The sequence below is a fragment of the Neorhizobium sp. NPDC001467 genome (assembly GCF_050275975.1).
Lineage (GTDB): Bacteria > Pseudomonadota > Alphaproteobacteria > Rhizobiales > Rhizobiaceae > Neorhizobium.
In genome coordinates, this window is sequence record NZ_JBNNPS010000011.1 from 14,408 (window position 1) to 31,075 (window position 16,668).

Genomic DNA, 16,668 nt, shown 5'->3' on the forward strand with positions numbered 1-16,668 from the left:
TGGCGGGCCTTTCTGCGTTTACCGGCCGCTAAGATATGGGGGCGCCGGTCATGGCTATTAGCTGAAACATATGGGAGGAATTCGACATGGCCTGGAAACCGGCTGACAATCGCTATGACACGATGAAGTATAACCGCTGCGGACGGTCCGGCCTGAAGCTGCCGGCCATCTCGCTGGGTCTCTGGCACAATTTCGGCGATGATACGCCGCGCGAGCGCAAGGTTGCGATCTGCCGTCAGGCTTTCGATCTTGGCATCACCCATTTCGATCTTGCCAACAATTACGGCCCGCTGCCCGGCAGTGCCGAGACCGCATTCGGACAGATCCTGCGCGAGGATTTTGCCGGTTACCGCGACGAACTCATTATCTCCTCCAAGGCCGGCTACAACATGTGGCCGGGCCCCTATGGCGAATGGGGTAGCCGCAAATATCTGATCTCGTCTTGCGACCAAAGCCTGAAGCGGATGGGACTGGACTATGTCGATATCTTCTATTCGCACCGGTTCGACCCGGATACGCCATTGGAAGAGACCTGCGGTGCGCTCGATCATATCGTCCGCTCGGGCAGAGCGCTTTACGTCGGTATCTCCTCCTACAATTCCAGGCGCACGCGAGAGGCGGCCGAGATCCTCAAGCAGATGGGTACACCGGTTTTGATCCACCAGCCGAGCTACTCGATGATCAACCGCTGGATCGAGGAGGACGGGCTTCTCGACACGCTGGATGATCTTGGTATCGGCTCGATCGTGTTCTCGCCGCTGGCGCAGGGCATGCTGACGTCGAAATATCTTGACGGCATCCCGGACGACAGCCGCGCGGCGCAGGGCAAGTCGCTGCGCCCGGCCTTTCTCAACGAGAAGAACGTCGCCAACCTGCATGCGCTCAACGCCATTGCCGAGCGCCGTGGCCAGACGCTGGCGCAGATGGCGCTGGCGTGGGTCTTGCGCGGCGGTCGGGTGACCACGGCGCTGATCGGTGCCAGCCGTCCGGAACAGGTGGTGGATTGCGTCAAGGCGCTCGACAAACCGGACTTTACGCCCGAGGAACTGGTCGAGATCGACACCTACGCCCGCGAGGCCGACATCAATCTCTGGGCGAAATCAGCGGAACTTCCAGCCTAACAAAAGCGGCCGGCCCTGTCTAAAGGGTCGGCCAGCTTCCAATGTTCCACATTAGCCTGTAGCTGCAAACCCTTATCGATGCTTACGAAAATGTAATCTCGAGTTCATTTTCGGTTCATCCTTCGAGGCATAGGGTCTCCTCATCGACAACGAGGAAACACCGTCATGAAAAAGCTTGCAGCCGTTCTCCTGTCCGCCACTTTCATTTTCAGCCCGGCCGCATTTTCGTCGGTCGCCAACGCCGCGCCGTCGCACCACGATGACCGCCGCGACGATCGTCGTGTCGTGACCAAAAAGGTGATCAAGGAGCGTACTGTCGTCAAAAAGCGCTGGAGCCGCGGCCATCGTCTGAGCCCGGCCGAGCGTCGCCATATGGCAGAAGTGCGTGACTACCGCCGTTATCGCCTGTCGGCTCCGCCGCGTGGTTATCGCTGGGTTCGTGCCGACAAGAACGAATTCCTGCTGATCGGCATTACCTCGGGCCAGATTTCGTCGATCATTGCCGGCCGGTAATCATTTTCTAAAAAAAGCGACCGGCAGGGATTGCCTTCTTTCCCTGCCGGTCTAACCGTCTCCACCATGCGCGAGGAGGCGGTATTTTTATGCGCTATCAGCCCCCGCCGGACAGGCAGGTCTTCATTGATTCCGCGATGCCGCGCATCAACTGGAAATAAAGGTCCGGGCCTTCCTTGAGGGTGGCTGCTTCCGGATCGAGCGTGCCGGCCTTCGCTGGCGTGCCTTCCAGAACGACATTGACCAGTTTCGGCGTGAATTGCGGTTCGGCGAAGACGCAGGTCGCGCCAAGATCCGTCACCTTCTTGTGGATCTGGCTGATGCGGTCTGCGCCCGGCATGCTTTCGGGGCTGACAGTGATCGAGCCGGCCACCTTCACGTCATAGCGCTTTTCGAAATACTGATAGGCATCATGGAAAACGATGAACGGCCTGTCCTTCACAGGCGCAACCGTCGTTCTGATCGTCGTATCCAGTTCGTCTATCTTCCGCATCAAGTTGGCGGCATTGTCTTCATACTGCTTGGCATGTTCCGGATCGGCATCGACCAGCTGCTTGGCGATCTCGCGACCGATCACCTTGGCGTTCATGGGATCAAGCCAGACATGAGCATCGAAGCCGCCATGCTCGTGGGCGTGGCCATGTTCGGCCTTGCCGTGCTCGTCGTGCTTTTCCCCCTCATGCGCATTGCCATGAGCTTCGGCATGTTCATCGTCATGCGCGTGGCCTTCATGACCGTGGTCATGCGCTTCGAACGGCCCGCCTTCGCGGAATGGCAGTTTTTCGAGGTCCGGCGCATCGGAAAGGGCAATGACGGTCTTGGAACCGGCAAGCGCATCCAGCGGCTTGTCCAGAAACGCCTCAAGGTTGGGGCCCATCCAGAAAACCAGATCGGCGTTTTGGATGGCTCGCGCATTCGACGGTTTCATCGTATAGGTATGCGGCGAGGCAGCACCTTCGACGATCAGTTTCGGCTCGCCGACACCTTTCATGATCGAAGCCACCAGCGAATGGATCGGCTTGATCGAAACGACAACTTCCGGAGTCTCGGCGCAGGCAGTGCCCGCCATCAGGGCCGCTGCGGAAGCCGCAAGCGTGGCGAAGATGGGAGTGATAACTGCTTTCATAAGTCTCTCCTTGCCCGTTCAAACGAGGGGCTGCGCGTTTCAATGTTTCCCCTGCTTGGGACCCGGGAAAGGATCTTGCAAAAGACATCACTGAGAACGATGTAATGTTATTACGTTCGTTGTGTTATGCTATAACGTGTGGCATAGCTGGTGGCAACACTGGATAGGAAAGTATTTCATGCTGATGCAGACCGGGTTTGCTGAGCGCCGGCCAGGGGACGAATTGGTTGTGCTTGCCGGCGCGGGCATCCGCCGGAGCGGCCGCTGGCTGGTGCGCGGCGTCGACCTTTCTATCAACCGCGGCGAGATCGTGACACTGATCGGCCCGAACGGGGCCGGCAAATCCACAAGCGCCAAGATGGCGATCGGCGTGTTGCGGGCGGATGAAGGTCGTGTCACCCGCAAGAGCGGCCTCACCATTGGGTACGTGCCGCAAAAGCTTGCCGTCGACTGGACCATGCCGCTTTCCGTCCGCCGTCTCATGCGGTTGACGGGCAAGCTTACGGATACGGCCCTGATGGCGGCGCTGACTGAAGTCGGCATTCCGCATCTCGTCGATGCCGAGGTACGCCATCTTTCCGGTGGCGAGTTCCAGCGCGCCCTGCTGGCCCGCGCCATTGCCCGCAATCCCGATCTTCTCGTGCTTGACGAGCCGGTTCAGGGTGTAGACTTTGCCGGGGAAAGCGCGCTCTATGAACTGATCCGCACCATTCGCAACCGAACCGGCTGCGGTATCCTGTTGATTTCGCACGATCTGCATATGGTAATGGCCGATACCGATACGGTGATTTGCCTCAATGGTCATGTCTGCTGCCGTGGCACGCCGGAAGCCGTCAGCCGCAGCGACGATTATCGCCGCCTGTTCGGCACTGTCGGTGGCGGCCTTGCTGTCTATAGCCACCATCACGACCACATGCATCTGCCCGATGGTCGTGTGCAGCACAAGGACGGTTCGGTGACGGACCATTGTCACCCGCACGACGGTCACCATCACGCGGTCCACGCGCACAGGGACGATGGGGCACACAGCCCTCACGACCATGGACATGAAGGGCATGGTCATGAAAACGATGTTGCTGGCAGGGCTGTTCACGCCCATGCCGGTGAGAAGGGACATCGCCGTGCTTGACGATTTTTTTCTGCGCGCCCTTCTTGCCGGTACCGGGCTGGCGCTGACCACCGGGCCGCTCGGCTGCTTCGTCGTATGGCGGCGGATGGCCTATTTCGGCGATACGATCGCACATTCCGCGCTTTTGGGTGTGGCGCTGTCGCTGATGCTGGACGTCAACCTTCTGGTCAGCGTCTTTTGCGTGGCGGTTGCCGTCTCGCTGCTGCTTTTGTTGTTGCAGAAGCGGCAGGCTCTTTCCGCCGACGCGCTGCTCGGTATCCTGTCGCATTCTACCCTTGCCATCGGCCTCGTCATGGTCGCCTTCATGACCTGGGTGCGGATCGATCTGATCGCCTTTCTGTTCGGCGACATTCTGGCAGTGACGCCGGCCGATATCGCGCTGATCTGGGGTGGCGGCCTGTTCGTGGTGGCAGCACTTGTGGCGCTGTGGCGGCCGCTGATCGCGTCGACCGTCAGTGCCGATATCGCCGAGGCCGAGGGTTTGAAGCCGGAGCGGGCGCGGCTGCTGTTCATGCTCCTGATGGCGCTGGTCATCGCCATCGCCATGAAAATCGTCGGCATCATGCTCATCACGGCGCTGTTGATCATTCCGGCCGCCACCGCCCGGCGATTTTCGTTGGCACCCGAAGGCATGGCGATCCTCTCGTCGCTGATCGGTGTGGTCGCCGTGGTTGGCGGCCTGTTCGGGTCGCTGACCTATGATACGCCGTCCGGCCCGTCGATCGTCGTCGCGGCCTTGATCCTTTTTGTGTTCAGCCTTCTGCCGTTCGGGCAAAGGGCCCATGCCGGGCAGGGCACCATTTCCGGAGGTCGTTCATGACAAGCACGCTGAACCTCACCAAGAACCAGTCGCTCGTGCTGGACGTGCTGACGCGCTCGGACGCGCCGCTCAGCGCTTATACTATTCTCGACAGGTTGCGCGACAGCGGTTTTCGCGCACCGCTACAGGTCTACCGGGCGCTCGACAAGTTGATCGAAATGGGTGTTGCGCACCGTCTGGAAAGCCTCAACTCGTTCGTGGCCTGCGCCCATACCAATGCGAATTGCTGCGGTCACACTCATGGCCATGGCACCGTCGCCTTTGCAATATGCGAAAGCTGTGGACAGGTGAGCGAGTTCCACGATCATGCGATCGACGAGCGGCTGTCGGGCTGGGCGAAAGAGCGCAAGTTCAAGCCGGCCAAGACGACGATAGAGATCCGCGGACTTTGTGACGCCTGCATGCACTGAAACCCATCAGGCGGCGCGATCGGCGATGAAGGTGCGGTTGCGGCCGCGGCGTTTGGCTTCGTACAACGCCCGGTCGGCTGCCTCGATCAGCGTTCCCGCCGTGGATCCGTCTCGGGCCGGCGCCGCCGAAGCGAGGCCGATGCTGACGGTGACATGGCCGTTGCCGTCGGAGCGTCCATGCGCAATGGCAAGCTGGCCGATGGCTTGATGGATATCTGCGGCCGTGGTTTCCGCTTGCGCCATGTCCGCCTGACGCAGAAGCATGGCGAATTCCTCACCGCCGAGGCGCGCGGAAAGGTCACTTTCGCTGTGGCTCTGACTTTCGATGGCGCGCGCCACCTGCCGCAGGCAGGCATCGCCGGCGGGGTGCCCGAAACTGTCGTTATACCGCTTGAAATGGTCGACATCGATGACGAGCAGCGACAGGGTCTCATCCGTCGCGCAGGCCTGCGCCCATGCCGACTGCAAGACCTGTTCGAAACGGCGACGGTTGGCGATGCCCGTCAGCGCGTCCGTGTAGGAATAGGCATTCAGCTGCTCGTTCACCCTTCGGATCTCTTCTCCGTTCAGGCGTTCGCGCAGCATCAGCAGATAGGCGTGCCGCTGGTTCTTCTCCAGCCTGTAATTGGCGACCAGTGTAATGACTGCCATTGCTGCCATGTAATAGACGGGCAGATTGCGTTCGCTCCAGTTGAGGTCCGGCGATGCATTGAGGAAGAGCGCGGTCACGACGCAGCAGCCGATCGACGTCGCGACGGCGGCGTTGAAGCCAATATGAAGGACGATATTGGCGCCGATGACGATGAGGCCGAAGCTGAAGGCGCTGTAATGCGCTTCCGGCGAAGTGGCGATGTATAGAAGATAATTCGATGCCAACGCGATCAGAACGGCGCAGCAGGTGAGAACGCCATCGCGGATCCATTGCGGCGGCGTACGGCGCAACCAGGCAAGCGCGGCAAGGCAGACCGGCGTGACGATGCCCAGCCTCACAACGATGGACATGGCAAGAATTTCCGGGCGGGTGATGGCATCGATGATGAGGAAGCCGTTGAAGAATACGAGCGCGAACAGGCCCGCGACGATTGTCTGGCGATTGCGCTCGCTGGCGGTATCGCTCTGGAAAACAGCTTCGACGGGCCCATCGAAACGCAAACGTGTGGTCGAGCGCGCAAGATGGCGTCCGACGAGATCGTGAAACGCGGCAGCAGCGGTTCGTGCGGGATCGGGAATGTCGTTCATCGGGTTCTCTGGCAGCCACACTATCGGCCGTATATTCGTAATACGATATATACAGAGCAGGTGTGAAGCAAAGCCTTCATGGCAGTGTGAACGATGTGTTGACGGTCGCCCGCCGGCCAGTTCGGGAAGCGTCAGTTTCCCTGATCGTCAGAGCGGTCGCAATTGGGCGGCAAAACGCTGCCAGTTTTTGACGTAATTGTCGGCGGATACCGTCAGCTTCGCGATCGCATCCGCGTCAAGGGCGCGGACGGCGCGGGCGGGTGAGCCAACGATCAGCGAACCATCGGGAAACTCCTTCCCCTCGGTGACCAGCGCATTGGCGCCGACAAGGCAATTGTTGCCGATCCTGGCGCCATTGAGGATGGTGGCGCCCATGCCGATCAGCGAATTGTTGCCGATCGTGCAGCCATGGATAATGGCGTGGTGGCCGATCGTGCAGCCTTCGCCGATCGTGGCAGGATAGCCCATGTCGGTATGGAGCATGGCGCCTTCCTGGACATTGGTGCGCGCGCCGACCGAGATCAGTTCGTTATCGCCGCGCAGCACCGCGCCGAACCAGATGCCGACATCTTCACCCAGAGCAACCTTGCCGATGACATGCGCATCCGGCGCCACCCAATAACGATTGGCGGCGGGCGTGTCCGGGGTGAAATCTCCGAGCGCGTAAAGCGGCATGCGGCTTCTCCACAAAGAGGGCGTTAAACGACGGTCAGTTCCAGACGACCAATTCCGGCCGCTTCGCAGACCACCTTGTCACCCTTGACGACAGCACCGACGCCGGCCGGTGTGCCGGTCATGATAATGTCACCGGCGGCGAGCTCGAACTGCTTCGACAATTCAACGATGATTTCAGGCAGTTTCCAGATCATCTGGTTCATGTCGCCATTCTGCTTGCGGCTGCCATTGACTTCAAGCCATATCGCGCCCTCTTGCGGATGGCCGGCCCTGTCTGCGGGGACGAGCGGGGATAGTGGCGCCGACTTTTCGAACGCCTTGGCGACTTCCCAGGATCGACCGGCCTTCTTCATCTGATCCTGAAGATCGCGGCGGGTAAAGTCGATCCCGACGCCGTAGCCATAAACGCAGGCAAGGGCATCTTCTTCGCGGATGTCGCTGCCGCCCGCCTTGAGCGCCATGACCAGTTCGACTTCGAAATGCACGTTGGAGGATAGCGGCGGATAGGGAAAGGTCGCACCGTTATAAGCGTTGTCCGCATTCTTCTGGAAAAAGAACGGCGCCTCGCGGGACGGATCATGGCCCATTTCGATGGCATGGTCGGCATAGTTGCGACCGACGCAATAGACCCGGCGAACCGGAAACTTATCGGTCGTGCCATCGACATCGAGGAGGACGGGAGCTGGCATGGGGATGACGGTTGCGGTCATGGTGAGAAGTCCTCCTGTGAAAAATGTTCGCCGCTGATGAGGCCCTGCCTTTGTTTCGCATATTTCCGGTCAAGCATAGTCTCTTTTCGTCCTGGCCGTGGAACTGGCCAAAGTTTTGTCTTTGCTGTATGAGCGGCCGCATATCCTCAAGGACCTGCCATGTATGCTGACTCGCTGAAACGCGGCGAAAAAATCTTTGCCGTTGCCCCGATGATCGACTGGACGGACAGGCATTGCCGGTTCCTGCATCGGCAGATGTCGCGCCGCGCGCTTCTCTATACCGAGATGGTGGTGGCGGATGCGATCATTCACGGCCATCGTGACCGGCTGCTGGGGTTCAGTCCGCAGGAGCATCCTGTCGCGTTGCAGTTGGGCGGGTCCGATCCGGTCAAGCTCGCGGAGGCGATCCGCATCGCTGCCGATTACGGCTATGACGAGATCAATCTCAATGTCGGTTGTCCTTCCGACCGCGTTCAATCCGGCACGTTCGGTGCCTGCCTGATGCGGGATGCAGGGCAGGTGGCAAGGCTGGTGGACGCGATGAAGGCCGTTGCCGCCGTGCCGGTAACGGTGAAATGCCGGATCGGCGTGGACGATCAGCTACCGGAAATGGTGCTGCCTGACTTTCTGGCCCGTATGATCGGTGCGGGCGCCGATGCCATATGGATTCATGCGCGCAAAGCTTGGCTACAGGGACTTTCGCCGAAGGAAAATCGCGATATTCCGCCGCTCGATTACGATCTCGTCTACCGCATGAAACGGGACAACCCGGATGTGTTTCTCGGCATCAATGGTGGGATTCTGGACCTCGAACAGTCAGCCGAACATCTGGCCGTGATGGACGGGGTGATGTTGGGGCGGGCCGCCTATCACAATACCGGCCTTCTGACGGGGGTGGATTTTTTGGTTGGGGGTTCGAGTCCCTCCGGAACCAATACGCCGGAAGTGAACTGGCTGGCCCTGCGTGACACGATGATGGCCTATGCCGATGCGGTGATGGCTTCGGGTGGCCGGTTGAACCATGTAACACGGCATATGGTGGGTCTGTTCCAGGGTTATGCCGGCGCCCGGCGTTTCCGCCAGATTCTGTCTTCAGAGGCCACTAAGCGAGGAGCGGACACGACTGTGATTGCCGAAGCTTTTGCCGCCGTGGATCTGCAGGCCGGGCCGAAACGGCAGGCTGTCGCAGCCGAATAATGTTTTAGCGCATCGGCGCGACGCCGGGCAGCGATGGCATACCCGGCAGCGGCGTCGGTTTCGGCACCATTTCGATGGGTGGCGCGCCTGGCGGATTGACCAGCGCCAGAATGAGCTGGTGCACGGCACCGCCGGGCGACAGTTCTACCGCATCGAACTCCCGGCCGCGCTGACGTTGTTCGTCCGACAGTTCCTTGAGCTTGGTCTGAAGAACCTCACGCACCTTGGTACATTTCGGATCGTTTTCCGCCGTCAGGCCGAGGCTAAAGGCCTGGATCTTTTCCACCATCTCGACGATATGCTGGCCGTGAACACGTTCGTGTTTTTCCACGCCCTCGATAAAATTTGTCCAGCGGGTTTTGGTATCGGCCGGCAGGGAGGCTGGGCCTTTGGGCATGGTATAGATGATTGTGAGGCTGGGACGGGCCACCGCCAGCATGCAGGCGCCGTTCGGCTGCGGACGATAATCGCGAGTCCAAAGCAGCTTGAACGTCGTGTGCGCGATCGCTTGGCCGACGCCGGCCGCCGGACCACGTTCGCCGATCGACTGATAGAGCGCGATGCCGCTCTTGCCGGTGACGGGGTAGGTCCTGACCTGTTCCGTTGGCTTCCAGTCACGGACCTCTTGCGCACCGGCGGGGGCGCAAAGGGTCACGAGAGCGGCAAAAGTCATGGTGGCGTAGCGAACGGCGTGCGTCATGCTGTGTGTGTCGCCCGGAGGGTGCGTCGTGTCAACGGGAGGATAGTTTGCGTGCGCCAGGACGATCCAGCCGCTCAGTGATGCGCGCTATCGATCCGTTCGTTGTCATTGCCAGACATGCGCAAGCGCATCTGCGCTGTCTTCCGCCGCTGACAAAATGCGGGAAGCGCTATTTGTCGCCGTACTGCTTTGGATGTCTCATAGATCATACACAAAACATCACTGTCGCCTGAAAGAGTTCAGGCTGGAAAGAACGGGGCAGGTGGAACGGATATCTTGACGCTCATGTCGGCGATCGGATGCGATCAACGCGGATCCGGTCCGCAGACAAGCGAAGGGCGCGCGAGACCGCAATGTGACGGCCCGCGGCAAGGTATGCCGCGCGGCCAGCCGATCTATCAGCGCGCAGCACCGCCGCGCGCGGGCACTTTCTTCTTCGGGGCCGGCAGCAGACCTTCGCGCTGTGCCTGCTTGCGGGCCAGCTTGCGGGAGCGCCGAATGGCCTCGGCCTTTTCACGTGCGCGCTTCTCCGAAGGCTTCTCGAAAGACTGACGAGCCTTCATTTCGCGGAAAACGCCTTCGCGCTGCAGCTTCTTTTTCAGCACGCGCAATGCCTGTTCGACGTTGTTGTCCCTGACGAGTACTTGCAACAAATTCTCCTTTATATGGCGGACCTGATCGCCGCCGTTCTTTTGTGTCTGCTTAAATGCGACTGGTGGCAAACCTGCTCACGGGATGAAACCCGGGGCGGAACCGGCAACAAAAACGAAAGGCCGGGACGGGTCCCGACCTTTGTAGCGCCAAAGTGCTGCACTTGCCAGTTCTTCCGTGGTCAAGCCGCCTCTTTGACAGGATTTTGTCAAGCGGCCTGCAGGTTGTCGGCCGAGCTCTTGCCCGAGCGCTTGTCCTGAACGATGTCGTAGGTGACCTTCTGGCCATCGTTGAGGCCGCGCAGACCGGCGCGCTCTACGGCGGAGATGTGGACGAAAACGTCCTGGCCGCCGTTATCCGGCTGGATGAAGCCGTAACCCTTGGTGCTGTTGAACCATTTTACAGTGCCGGTATTCATAACGATCTTCCTCTAATCGTTGTGGGTTACCGGTCGCAATTGACCGGCGTTTGGATCGACGATGAAGGAGATCGGTAGTGCCGCGATAGGCTACGGACGAGTCACAAGCAAAGTTCGATGCGACTCAAGATAGCGGTTTGACGGCATGCGGCAAGTCCATAATGACGATAAAATATACGTGCGGTTGAATTGGGGACGTGTCGGTTCTGATCGAGGCAAGCAAGCTGGGCAATGGCGAGCGCTGATGCTGTTCCCGGGATCGACATGCTGACGTGGTCATCCCGGCTGCAGGCTGGGACCTCGAAACGGTTTTCTCAGCGGAAACGGGTGGATACCCACGCGGCCTTGGGATGGCGTCACCGCGGATAGGTACCGGCCTTCAAATGCAAGAAAAAGCCCGTCACTGGGACGGGCTTTCAATGCGTTCACCGATCCGCCGTTTATTCGGCGGCTTCCTGATAGTCTTCCAGCGGCGGGCAGGAGCAGATCAGATTGCGGTCGCCATAAACGTTGTCGACGCGGTTGACCGGCGACCAGTATTTGTCCACGCGGAAAGCACCCGGCGGGTAGCAGGCCTGTTCGCGGGAGTAGGGACGATCCCATTCGCCGACCAGGTCTTCCACCGTGTGGGGCGCATTCTTCAGCGGGTTGTTGAGCTTGTCCATGCGGCCTTCCTCGATGGCGCGGGCTTCCTCGCGGATCGCCAGCATGGCATCGCAGAAACGGTCGAGCTCAGCCTTGGTCTCCGATTCGGTCGGTTCGACCATCAGCGTACCGGCAACCGGGAAACTCATGGTCGGGGCGTGGAAGCCGCAATCGATCAAGCGCTTGGCGATATCGTCCACGGTCACGCCAGCAGAGGCGTTGAGCGGGCGCGTGTCGAGGATGCATTCATGCGCCACGCGCCCGGCTTCCGACTTGTAGAGCACGTCGTAAGCACCCTTGAGACGGGCCGCGATATAGTTGGCGTTAAGAATCGCCACCTTCGTTGCCTGCGTCAGGCCTTCGCCGCCCATCATCAGGGTGTAGGACCAGGAGATCGGCAGGATCGACGGTGAGCCGAACGGAGCCGCCGAAACGGCACCTTCGCGGCCATCCCACTGCAGGTGGCCCGGAAGATGAGCCGCCAGATGCGCCTTGACGCCGATCGGGCCCATGCCGGGACCACCGCCGCCATGCGGGATGCAGAAGGTCTTGTGCAGGTTCAAGTGCGACACGTCCGAGCCGATGTCGCCGGGGCGGGCAAGGCCGACCATGGCGTTCATGTTGGCGCCGTCGAGATAGACCTGACCACCGTGTTTATGGGTGATCTCGCAGATTTCCTTGACCGTTTCCTCGAACACGCCGTGCGTGGACGGGTAGGTGATCATGCAGCACGACAGGTTTGCCGAATGCTGTTCCGCCTTGGCACGGAAATCCTCGAGGTCGATATCGCCGTTGTCACGCACCTTCACGACCACGACCTTCATGCCGACCATCTGCGCGGAGGCCGGATTGGTGCCATGCGCGGAGGTGGGGATGAGGCAGACGTCGCGATGTGCATCGCCGTTGGCAATGTGGTAGTTGCGGATGGTCAGAAGGCCCGCATATTCGCCCTGCGCGCCGGAATTCGGCTGCATGGAGAAGGCGTCGTAACCGGTGATCTGGCAGAGTTTTGCCGACAGATCGTCGATCATTTCCTTGTAACCGAGCGCCTGATCCTGCGGAACGAACGGATGGATATCCGAAAATTCCGGCCAGGTGATCGGCAGCATTTCCGCTGTCGCGTTCAGCTTCATCGTGCAGGAACCGAGCGGGATCATCGACCGGTCGAGCGCGAGGTCGCGGTCCGACAGGCGGCGGATGTAGCGGGTCATCTCGCTTTCGGCACGGTTCATGTGGAAGATCGGATGGGTCATGTAATCCGATTTGCGCAGCATATCCTTCGGCAGGCGGTAGTCGACCTCGAAATCGGAGACCTTGAAATCACCGCCGAATGCACGCCAGACGGCTTCGAGCGTGGCAGGCCGTGCGCGCTCGTCGAGCGACATGCCGATCTTCGTTTCGCCGATCTTGCGCAGGTTGACGCCTTCCGCCACCGCTGCGCGCAAAATCAGGCCCTGCATGTGGCCGACGTCGACGGTGATCGTGTCGAAGAAGTTTTTCGGCTCGATTTTGTAGCCGAGCTTTTCGAGGCCCTTGGCCATCAGCACGGCCTTCTTGTGGACAGCCTGAGCGATCGCCTTCAGGCCCTGCGGGCCGTGGAAGACGCCGTACATGGAGGCCATGACGGCGAGCAGAACCTGTGCGGTGCAGATGTTCGACGTCGCCTTTTCGCGGCGGATATGCTGTTCGCGGGTCTGCAAGCTGAGGCGATAGGCGCGGTTGCCGCGGGCATCGACCGAAACACCGACGAGACGGCCGGGCATGGCGCGCTTGTGGGCATCCTTGACCGACATGTAGGCGGCGTGCGGGCCACCGTAACCGACCGGAACGCCAAAACGCTGGGTGGTGCCGATGGCGATATCGGCGCCCATTTCGCCGGGCGATTTCAGGAGCGTCAGCGCCAGAAGGTCGGCTGCGACGGCTGCGACGGCACCGGTCTGGTGCAGGCGGGCGATGAGGCCGGAGAAATCACGGACATGGCCCTGCGTGCCCGGATACTGGAAGATCGCGCCAAAAACGTCGACCGGATCGAGATCGGTCATCGGATCACCGATGATAACCGACCAGCCGAGCGGCTTTGCGCGGGTTTCGATCAGCGCGATCGTCTGCGGATGGCAGGCGGCATCGACAAAGAAGGCCGTTGCCTTCGACTTTGCCTGACGCTGGCAGAGCGCCATGGCTTCGGCGGCGGCAGTCGCTTCATCGAGCAGCGATGCATTGGCGACGTCGAGACCGGTGAGGTCGCAGATCATCGTCTGGAAATTCAGGAGCGCTTCGAGGCGGCCCTGAGAGATCTCCGGCTGATAAGGCGTGTAGGCCGTGTACCAGGCGGGGTTTTCCAGGATGTTGCGCTGGATGACGGGAGGCGTGACGGTACCGTAATAACCCTGTCCGATCAGCGAGGTGAGGACCTGGTTTTTGTTGGCGGTCTCGCGCAGCTTGTCGAGTGCTTCGCGCTCAGTCAGGGCGGCACCCCATGCCAGCGGGGTCTGCTGGCGGATGGAGGCCGGAACCGTGGCTTCTATCAGCCCGTCAAGGGACTTGTAGCCGATGACTTTGAGCATCGCTGCCATTTCGGACGGCGAGGGACCGATATGGCGGCGATTGGCGAAATCGTAGGGATCGTAATCCGTGAAGTGGAAATCGGTGGAATCGTTCATCCGATCAGGTCCTTGTAGGCGGCTTCGTCCATCAGGCTGTCGATATCGGAAACGTTCTTGAGCTTGAGCTTGAAGAACCATGCGGCGGCCTGCGGGTCGAAATTGACCAGCGACGGATCATCGACGATCGCCTGGTTGACTTCGACGACTTCGCCATCGAGCGGCGAGTAGACATCCGATGCCGCCTTGACGCTTTCGACGGTTGCGGCATTGCCGTCCTTGGTGAGTTCGGCACCGACTTCCGGCAGTTCAACGAAAACGAGATCGCCGAGCTGGTCGGCGGCGTGGCTCGTGATGCCGACGGTGGCGACATCGCCCTCTAGTTTCAGCCATTCGTGTTCGGGGGTGAATTTCAGCATTTTGTTCTCTCCGGAGGTTCAAGCAATTCCAGGAAAAGTGCGAAGGGGTTTCCCGTCCGGAATTGCGTTCTTATTAAGTGTTAGCGTTTGTAGGTGGGGGTAATGAACGGCAGCGCGGCTACCGTCATGGCCAGATATTTACCGCGTACTTCGGCATAAACCGTGGTTCCCGCAGTCGTATGCGACACAGGCAAATAACCCATGGCGACCGGGCCTTCGACGGTTGGGCCAAAAGTGCCCGAGGTGACTTCGCCGAGTTCGGTCTTGCCTTCAGCATCGGCATAAAGCTTGGCGTGGCTGCGCACCGGCGCCTTGCCTTCCGGCTTCAGACCAACGCGGCGGCGGCTGGTGCCGTTGGCGAGTTCGCTTAAGATTCGCTCTGCGCCCGGAAAACCGCCTTCGCGATCGCCACCGGCCTTGCGGGCCTTTTGCAGCGCCCATTCGAGCGAGGCTTCGATCGGCGAGGTGGTGGTGTCGATATCGTTTCCGTAAAGGCACAGGCCGGCTTCGAGGCGCAATGAGTCACGGGCACCGAGGCCGATGGCTTCGCAATCCGGGTGTTCGAGGAGCGCGTTGGCGACGTCGACGGCGTGGGCCTCCGGTACGGAGATCTCGAAACCGTCCTCGCCCGAATACCCGGAGCGGGAGATGATGCAGGGCACGTCGTGCAGCGGAACTTCGCGAACGTCCATGAACTTCATGGCGGAAACGCCGGCCCAGAGTTCTGCAAGCACCGCTTCGGCGCGCGGACCCTGTAGGGCGATTAGCGCGCGGGCTTCTAGAAGGGTGACGTCGCAATCCGTCAGGTTCGCCTTCATATGGGCAACGTCCTGATCCTTGCAGGCAGCATTGACGACGACGAGAAGGTGATCGCCGCGATTGGTGATCATCAGGTCATCGAGGATGCCGCCCTTCTCATCAGTGAAGAAGCCGTAACGCTGCCGGCCTTCCTTAAGGCCGAGAATATCGACCGGCACCAGCTTTTCGAGCGCAAGCGCCGCATCGGCATATTCGCCGAATTTCGCCTTCACGATGACCTGGCCCATGTGGGACACGTCGAACAGGCCGGCGGATGCACGGGTGTGAAGGTGTTCCTTCATGACGCCGAGCGGATACTGGACGGGCATGTCGTAACCGGCAAACGGGACCATTTTCGCACCGAGCGAAACATGCAAAGCGTGCAGCGGGGTGGTTTTCAGAACGGATCGATCGTCCAAAAAAGACGCCTCCAGGTTATTGGCGCGCTGAAAGACGTCAGCTCATACGCCGGCTCAGATCAGGACGCGGATTCCCCTGAAGGTGTCCTACGCCGGTTTCGAGCCCCCTCTGTCCTTGTCGCCTGAGATTGTTATCCCTTCGGCGAGCCCCCGCCAAAACGGTTGCTTCTCTCCAGAGTTCCTGCAGTCTTCCCGTGGTCCTTTTGCCTGAGAGTTTCCGGGGCGGTTGCTCCTTCGGCACCGCATTCAAGCGGCTTCTCCCTACGGGTCGGCTGCATTATCGAGGAAGCCAGGGGCTTGGCAAGGGGCAAAGGTCGCAGGCGGCCATTTATTTGTCGCGGCGCAACCGGCAAGGAACATCTGCCCGTTTCTTGGCATTGAAGCGGCGTTGCCACTCTCAGCATTTCGAAGGGGAATCCAATGTCACGCCTCCTTACCGTTCCCGCCATCCTGGCCGCAGCCATCATCCTGCCGGCGCTGGCCCCGATCAATGTACAGGGCGCCGACATGGTGCGCTGGCAGGAGCCGCCGCGTGTCAAAACCGTTCGCCCGCACAGGCACCAGGTGGTGCGCACGACCTATCGCGACACATATGCTTACGAATGCGAATATCTGCGGATAGATTATCGGGAAGGTCGTCGCGAGATCGTGCGCAATTGCCACCGGCCGGTGTTTTGAGGGGGAACTGGCGGCTCTACGTCATTTTCGGGACAGGCCCGCGAATGACGACAGAGGAAGCAGAAAACCTATTCGTCCAGCTCGCGATAGGCTGCGGCGACGTGCTGGAACGTTGTTTGCTGCTGCGGTTGGCGCTCGGAGATCATGACATCCACGGAGATGTTGGCAGGCGGGATCAGTCCCGGCTCCTCGACCTCACCGACATTCTGGGCGCGGCGCAGGTTTCGGTCGGCATCCTTCTGGATGCGCTTGACCTGTTCCTTGGAGCCGACGTGATGGATCACACGCACGTTTTCCAACGCATAGGCGGCAAAATTGGCATTGACCGGTATGACGGTGGACATGACGCTTGAACTCCTTGAGGGTGAAAACGTATGCTCGACCCCTTGGTTCCGACTTA

The 16,668-nt window shown here is 60.3% G+C and carries 18 protein-coding genes and 2 riboswitches; of the genes, 7 read left to right on the plus strand and 11 right to left on the minus strand.

Annotated features, from left to right (window positions below; genetic code table 11):
• Window positions 1-86: 86 nt before the first annotated feature.
• Window positions 87-1,121, plus strand: a complete 1,035-nt coding sequence (gene mgrA / locus ACQKKX_RS17840; protein WP_427572542.1) for an L-glyceraldehyde 3-phosphate reductase — start codon at window positions 87-89, stop codon at window positions 1,119-1,121.
• Window positions 1,122-1,286: 165 nt separating this feature from the next.
• Window positions 1,287-1,634 (plus strand): RcnB family protein, encoded by a 348-nt coding sequence (locus tag ACQKKX_RS17845; RefSeq protein WP_427572544.1) that lies wholly within the window; start codon window positions 1,287-1,289, stop codon window positions 1,632-1,634.
• Between the two features lie 97 nt (window positions 1,635-1,731).
• Here the strand turns inward: ACQKKX_RS17845 and znuA are convergent, their stop codons facing one another.
• Window positions 1,732-2,760: a zinc ABC transporter substrate-binding protein ZnuA gene (znuA, locus tag ACQKKX_RS17850; protein ID WP_427572546.1), complete on the minus strand. Its 1,029-nt coding sequence runs from the start codon at window positions 2,758-2,760 to the stop codon at window positions 1,732-1,734.
• 178 nt (window positions 2,761-2,938) lie between these two features.
• Here znuA and ACQKKX_RS17855 point away from each other — a divergent pair, with 178 nt between their 5' ends.
• The 3 genes from ACQKKX_RS17855 to ACQKKX_RS17865 are packed head-to-tail and all read left to right on the plus strand — an operon-like array spanning window position 2,939 to window position 5,119.
• Window positions 2,939-3,889, plus strand: coding sequence for an ATP-binding cassette domain-containing protein (locus ACQKKX_RS17855; protein WP_427572548.1), 951 nt, complete (start codon window positions 2,939-2,941; stop codon window positions 3,887-3,889).
• Window positions 3,882-4,709, plus strand: coding sequence for a zinc ABC transporter permease subunit ZnuB (znuB, locus tag ACQKKX_RS17860; protein ID WP_427572550.1), 828 nt, complete (start codon window positions 3,882-3,884; stop codon window positions 4,707-4,709). The genes ACQKKX_RS17855 and znuB overlap by 8 nt, the downstream gene beginning before the upstream one ends.
• A complete protein-coding gene (locus ACQKKX_RS17865) occupies window positions 4,706-5,119 on the plus strand; it encodes a Fur family transcriptional regulator (protein ID WP_427572552.1) in 414 nt (137 codons plus the stop codon). The genes znuB and ACQKKX_RS17865 overlap by 4 nt, the downstream gene beginning before the upstream one ends.
• A gap of 6 nt (window positions 5,120-5,125) precedes the next feature.
• Here ACQKKX_RS17865 and ACQKKX_RS17870 read toward each other — a convergent pair whose 3' ends face one another.
• The 3 genes from ACQKKX_RS17870 to ACQKKX_RS17880 all read right to left on the minus strand — a co-directional run bounded on the left by ACQKKX_RS17870 (window position 5,126) and on the right by ACQKKX_RS17880 (window position 7,743).
• Window positions 5,126-6,358, minus strand: coding sequence for a GGDEF domain-containing protein (locus tag ACQKKX_RS17870; RefSeq protein ID WP_427572554.1), 1,233 nt, complete (start codon window positions 6,356-6,358; stop codon window positions 5,126-5,128).
• Between the two features lie 147 nt (window positions 6,359-6,505).
• Window positions 6,506-7,033, minus strand: coding sequence for a gamma carbonic anhydrase family protein (locus tag ACQKKX_RS17875; protein ID WP_427572555.1), 528 nt, complete (start codon window positions 7,031-7,033; stop codon window positions 6,506-6,508).
• Between the two features lie 23 nt (window positions 7,034-7,056).
• Entirely contained in the window at window positions 7,057-7,743 is a 687-nt protein-coding gene (locus tag ACQKKX_RS17880; protein WP_427572557.1) for a fumarylacetoacetate hydrolase family protein, read from the minus strand.
• A gap of 159 nt (window positions 7,744-7,902) precedes the next feature.
• On the opposite strand from ACQKKX_RS17880, the gene dusA reads away from it, so the two are divergent.
• A complete protein-coding gene (gene dusA, locus ACQKKX_RS17885) occupies window positions 7,903-8,940 on the plus strand; it encodes a tRNA dihydrouridine(20/20a) synthase DusA (protein ID WP_427572558.1) in 1,038 nt (345 codons plus the stop codon).
• Between the two features lie 4 nt (window positions 8,941-8,944).
• Here the strand turns inward: dusA and ACQKKX_RS17890 are convergent, their stop codons facing one another.
• From ACQKKX_RS17890 to gcvT, 6 genes are all read right to left on the minus strand, one after another.
• Window positions 8,945-9,613, minus strand: a complete 669-nt coding sequence (locus ACQKKX_RS17890) for a DUF922 domain-containing Zn-dependent protease (protein ID WP_427572694.1) — start codon at window positions 9,611-9,613, stop codon at window positions 8,945-8,947.
• A 425-nt stretch (window positions 9,614-10,038) separates the two neighbouring features.
• Complete coding sequence (gene rpsU / locus ACQKKX_RS17895) at window positions 10,039-10,290, minus strand: 30S ribosomal protein S21 (protein WP_427572695.1); 252 nt, start codon at window positions 10,288-10,290, stop codon at window positions 10,039-10,041.
• Window positions 10,291-10,499: 209 nt separating this feature from the next.
• Window positions 10,500-10,709, minus strand: coding sequence for a cold-shock protein (locus ACQKKX_RS17900; protein WP_427572560.1), 210 nt, complete (start codon window positions 10,707-10,709; stop codon window positions 10,500-10,502).
• A 440-nt stretch (window positions 10,710-11,149) separates the two neighbouring features.
• Window positions 11,150-14,014, minus strand: coding sequence for an aminomethyl-transferring glycine dehydrogenase (gene gcvP, locus ACQKKX_RS17905; RefSeq protein ID WP_427572561.1), 2,865 nt, complete (start codon window positions 14,012-14,014; stop codon window positions 11,150-11,152).
• Window positions 14,011-14,373: a glycine cleavage system protein GcvH gene (gene gcvH / locus ACQKKX_RS17910; RefSeq protein WP_427572563.1), complete on the minus strand. Its 363-nt coding sequence runs from the start codon at window positions 14,371-14,373 to the stop codon at window positions 14,011-14,013. The genes gcvP and gcvH overlap by 4 nt, the downstream gene beginning before the upstream one ends.
• An 80-nt stretch (window positions 14,374-14,453) precedes the next feature.
• The gene (gene gcvT / locus ACQKKX_RS17915) at window positions 14,454-15,590 is read right to left on the minus strand and encodes a glycine cleavage system aminomethyltransferase GcvT (protein WP_427572565.1); all 1,137 of its coding nucleotides are present in this window, start codon (window positions 15,588-15,590) and stop codon (window positions 14,454-14,456) included.
• A gap of 99 nt (window positions 15,591-15,689) precedes the next feature.
• Window positions 15,690-15,776, minus strand: a riboswitch (glycine riboswitch).
• A gap of 1 nt (window position 15,777) precedes the next feature.
• Window positions 15,778-15,862, minus strand: a riboswitch (glycine riboswitch).
• A gap of 148 nt (window positions 15,863-16,010) precedes the next feature.
• Between gcvT and ACQKKX_RS17920 the strand changes: the two genes are divergently transcribed.
• Complete coding sequence (locus tag ACQKKX_RS17920; RefSeq protein ID WP_427572567.1) at window positions 16,011-16,268, plus strand: hypothetical protein; 258 nt, start codon at window positions 16,011-16,013, stop codon at window positions 16,266-16,268.
• Between the two features lie 68 nt (window positions 16,269-16,336).
• Here ACQKKX_RS17920 and ACQKKX_RS17925 read toward each other — a convergent pair whose 3' ends face one another.
• Window positions 16,337-16,612 carry a hypothetical protein gene (locus ACQKKX_RS17925; protein ID WP_427572568.1) on the minus strand — a complete coding sequence of 92 codons (276 nt, stop codon included), beginning with the start codon at window positions 16,610-16,612 and terminating at the stop codon, window positions 16,337-16,339.
• Window positions 16,613-16,668: the final 56 nt, after the last annotated feature.

Excerpts from the sequence above, each read along its gene's own strand:
- mgrA (WP_427572542.1), top strand. The coding sequence starts at position 87 with ATGGCCTGGAAACCGGCTGACAATCGCTATGACACGATGAAGTATAAC.
- ACQKKX_RS17845 (WP_427572544.1), top strand. The coding sequence starts at position 1,287 with ATGAAAAAGCTTGCAGCCGTTCTCCTGTCCGCCACTTTCATTTTCAGC.
- znuA (WP_427572546.1), bottom strand. The coding sequence starts at position 2,760 with ATGAAAGCAGTTATCACTCCCATCTTCGCCACGCTTGCGGCTTCCGCA.
- ACQKKX_RS17855 (WP_427572548.1), top strand. The coding sequence starts at position 2,939 with ATGCTGATGCAGACCGGGTTTGCTGAGCGCCGGCCAGGGGACGAATTG.
- ACQKKX_RS17865 (WP_427572552.1), top strand. The coding sequence starts at position 4,706 with ATGACAAGCACGCTGAACCTCACCAAGAACCAGTCGCTCGTGCTGGAC.
- ACQKKX_RS17870 (WP_427572554.1), bottom strand. The coding sequence starts at position 6,358 with ATGAACGACATTCCCGATCCCGCACGAACCGCTGCTGCCGCGTTTCAC.
- ACQKKX_RS17875 (WP_427572555.1), bottom strand. The coding sequence starts at position 7,033 with ATGCCGCTTTACGCGCTCGGAGATTTCACCCCGGACACGCCCGCCGCC.
- ACQKKX_RS17880 (WP_427572557.1), bottom strand. The coding sequence starts at position 7,743 with ATGACCGCAACCGTCATCCCCATGCCAGCTCCCGTCCTCCTCGATGTC.
- dusA (WP_427572558.1), top strand. The coding sequence starts at position 7,903 with ATGTATGCTGACTCGCTGAAACGCGGCGAAAAAATCTTTGCCGTTGCC.
- ACQKKX_RS17890 (WP_427572694.1), bottom strand. The coding sequence starts at position 9,613 with ATGACTTTTGCCGCTCTCGTGACCCTTTGCGCCCCCGCCGGTGCGCAA.
- ACQKKX_RS17900 (WP_427572560.1), bottom strand. The coding sequence starts at position 10,709 with ATGAATACCGGCACTGTAAAATGGTTCAACAGCACCAAGGGTTACGGC.
- gcvP (WP_427572561.1), bottom strand. The coding sequence starts at position 14,014 with ATGAACGATTCCACCGATTTCCACTTCACGGATTACGATCCCTACGAT.
- gcvH (WP_427572563.1), bottom strand. The coding sequence starts at position 14,373 with ATGCTGAAATTCACCCCCGAACACGAATGGCTGAAACTAGAGGGCGAT.
- ACQKKX_RS17920 (WP_427572567.1), top strand. The coding sequence starts at position 16,011 with ATGTCACGCCTCCTTACCGTTCCCGCCATCCTGGCCGCAGCCATCATC.
- ACQKKX_RS17925 (WP_427572568.1), bottom strand. The coding sequence starts at position 16,612 with ATGTCCACCGTCATACCGGTCAATGCCAATTTTGCCGCCTATGCGTTG.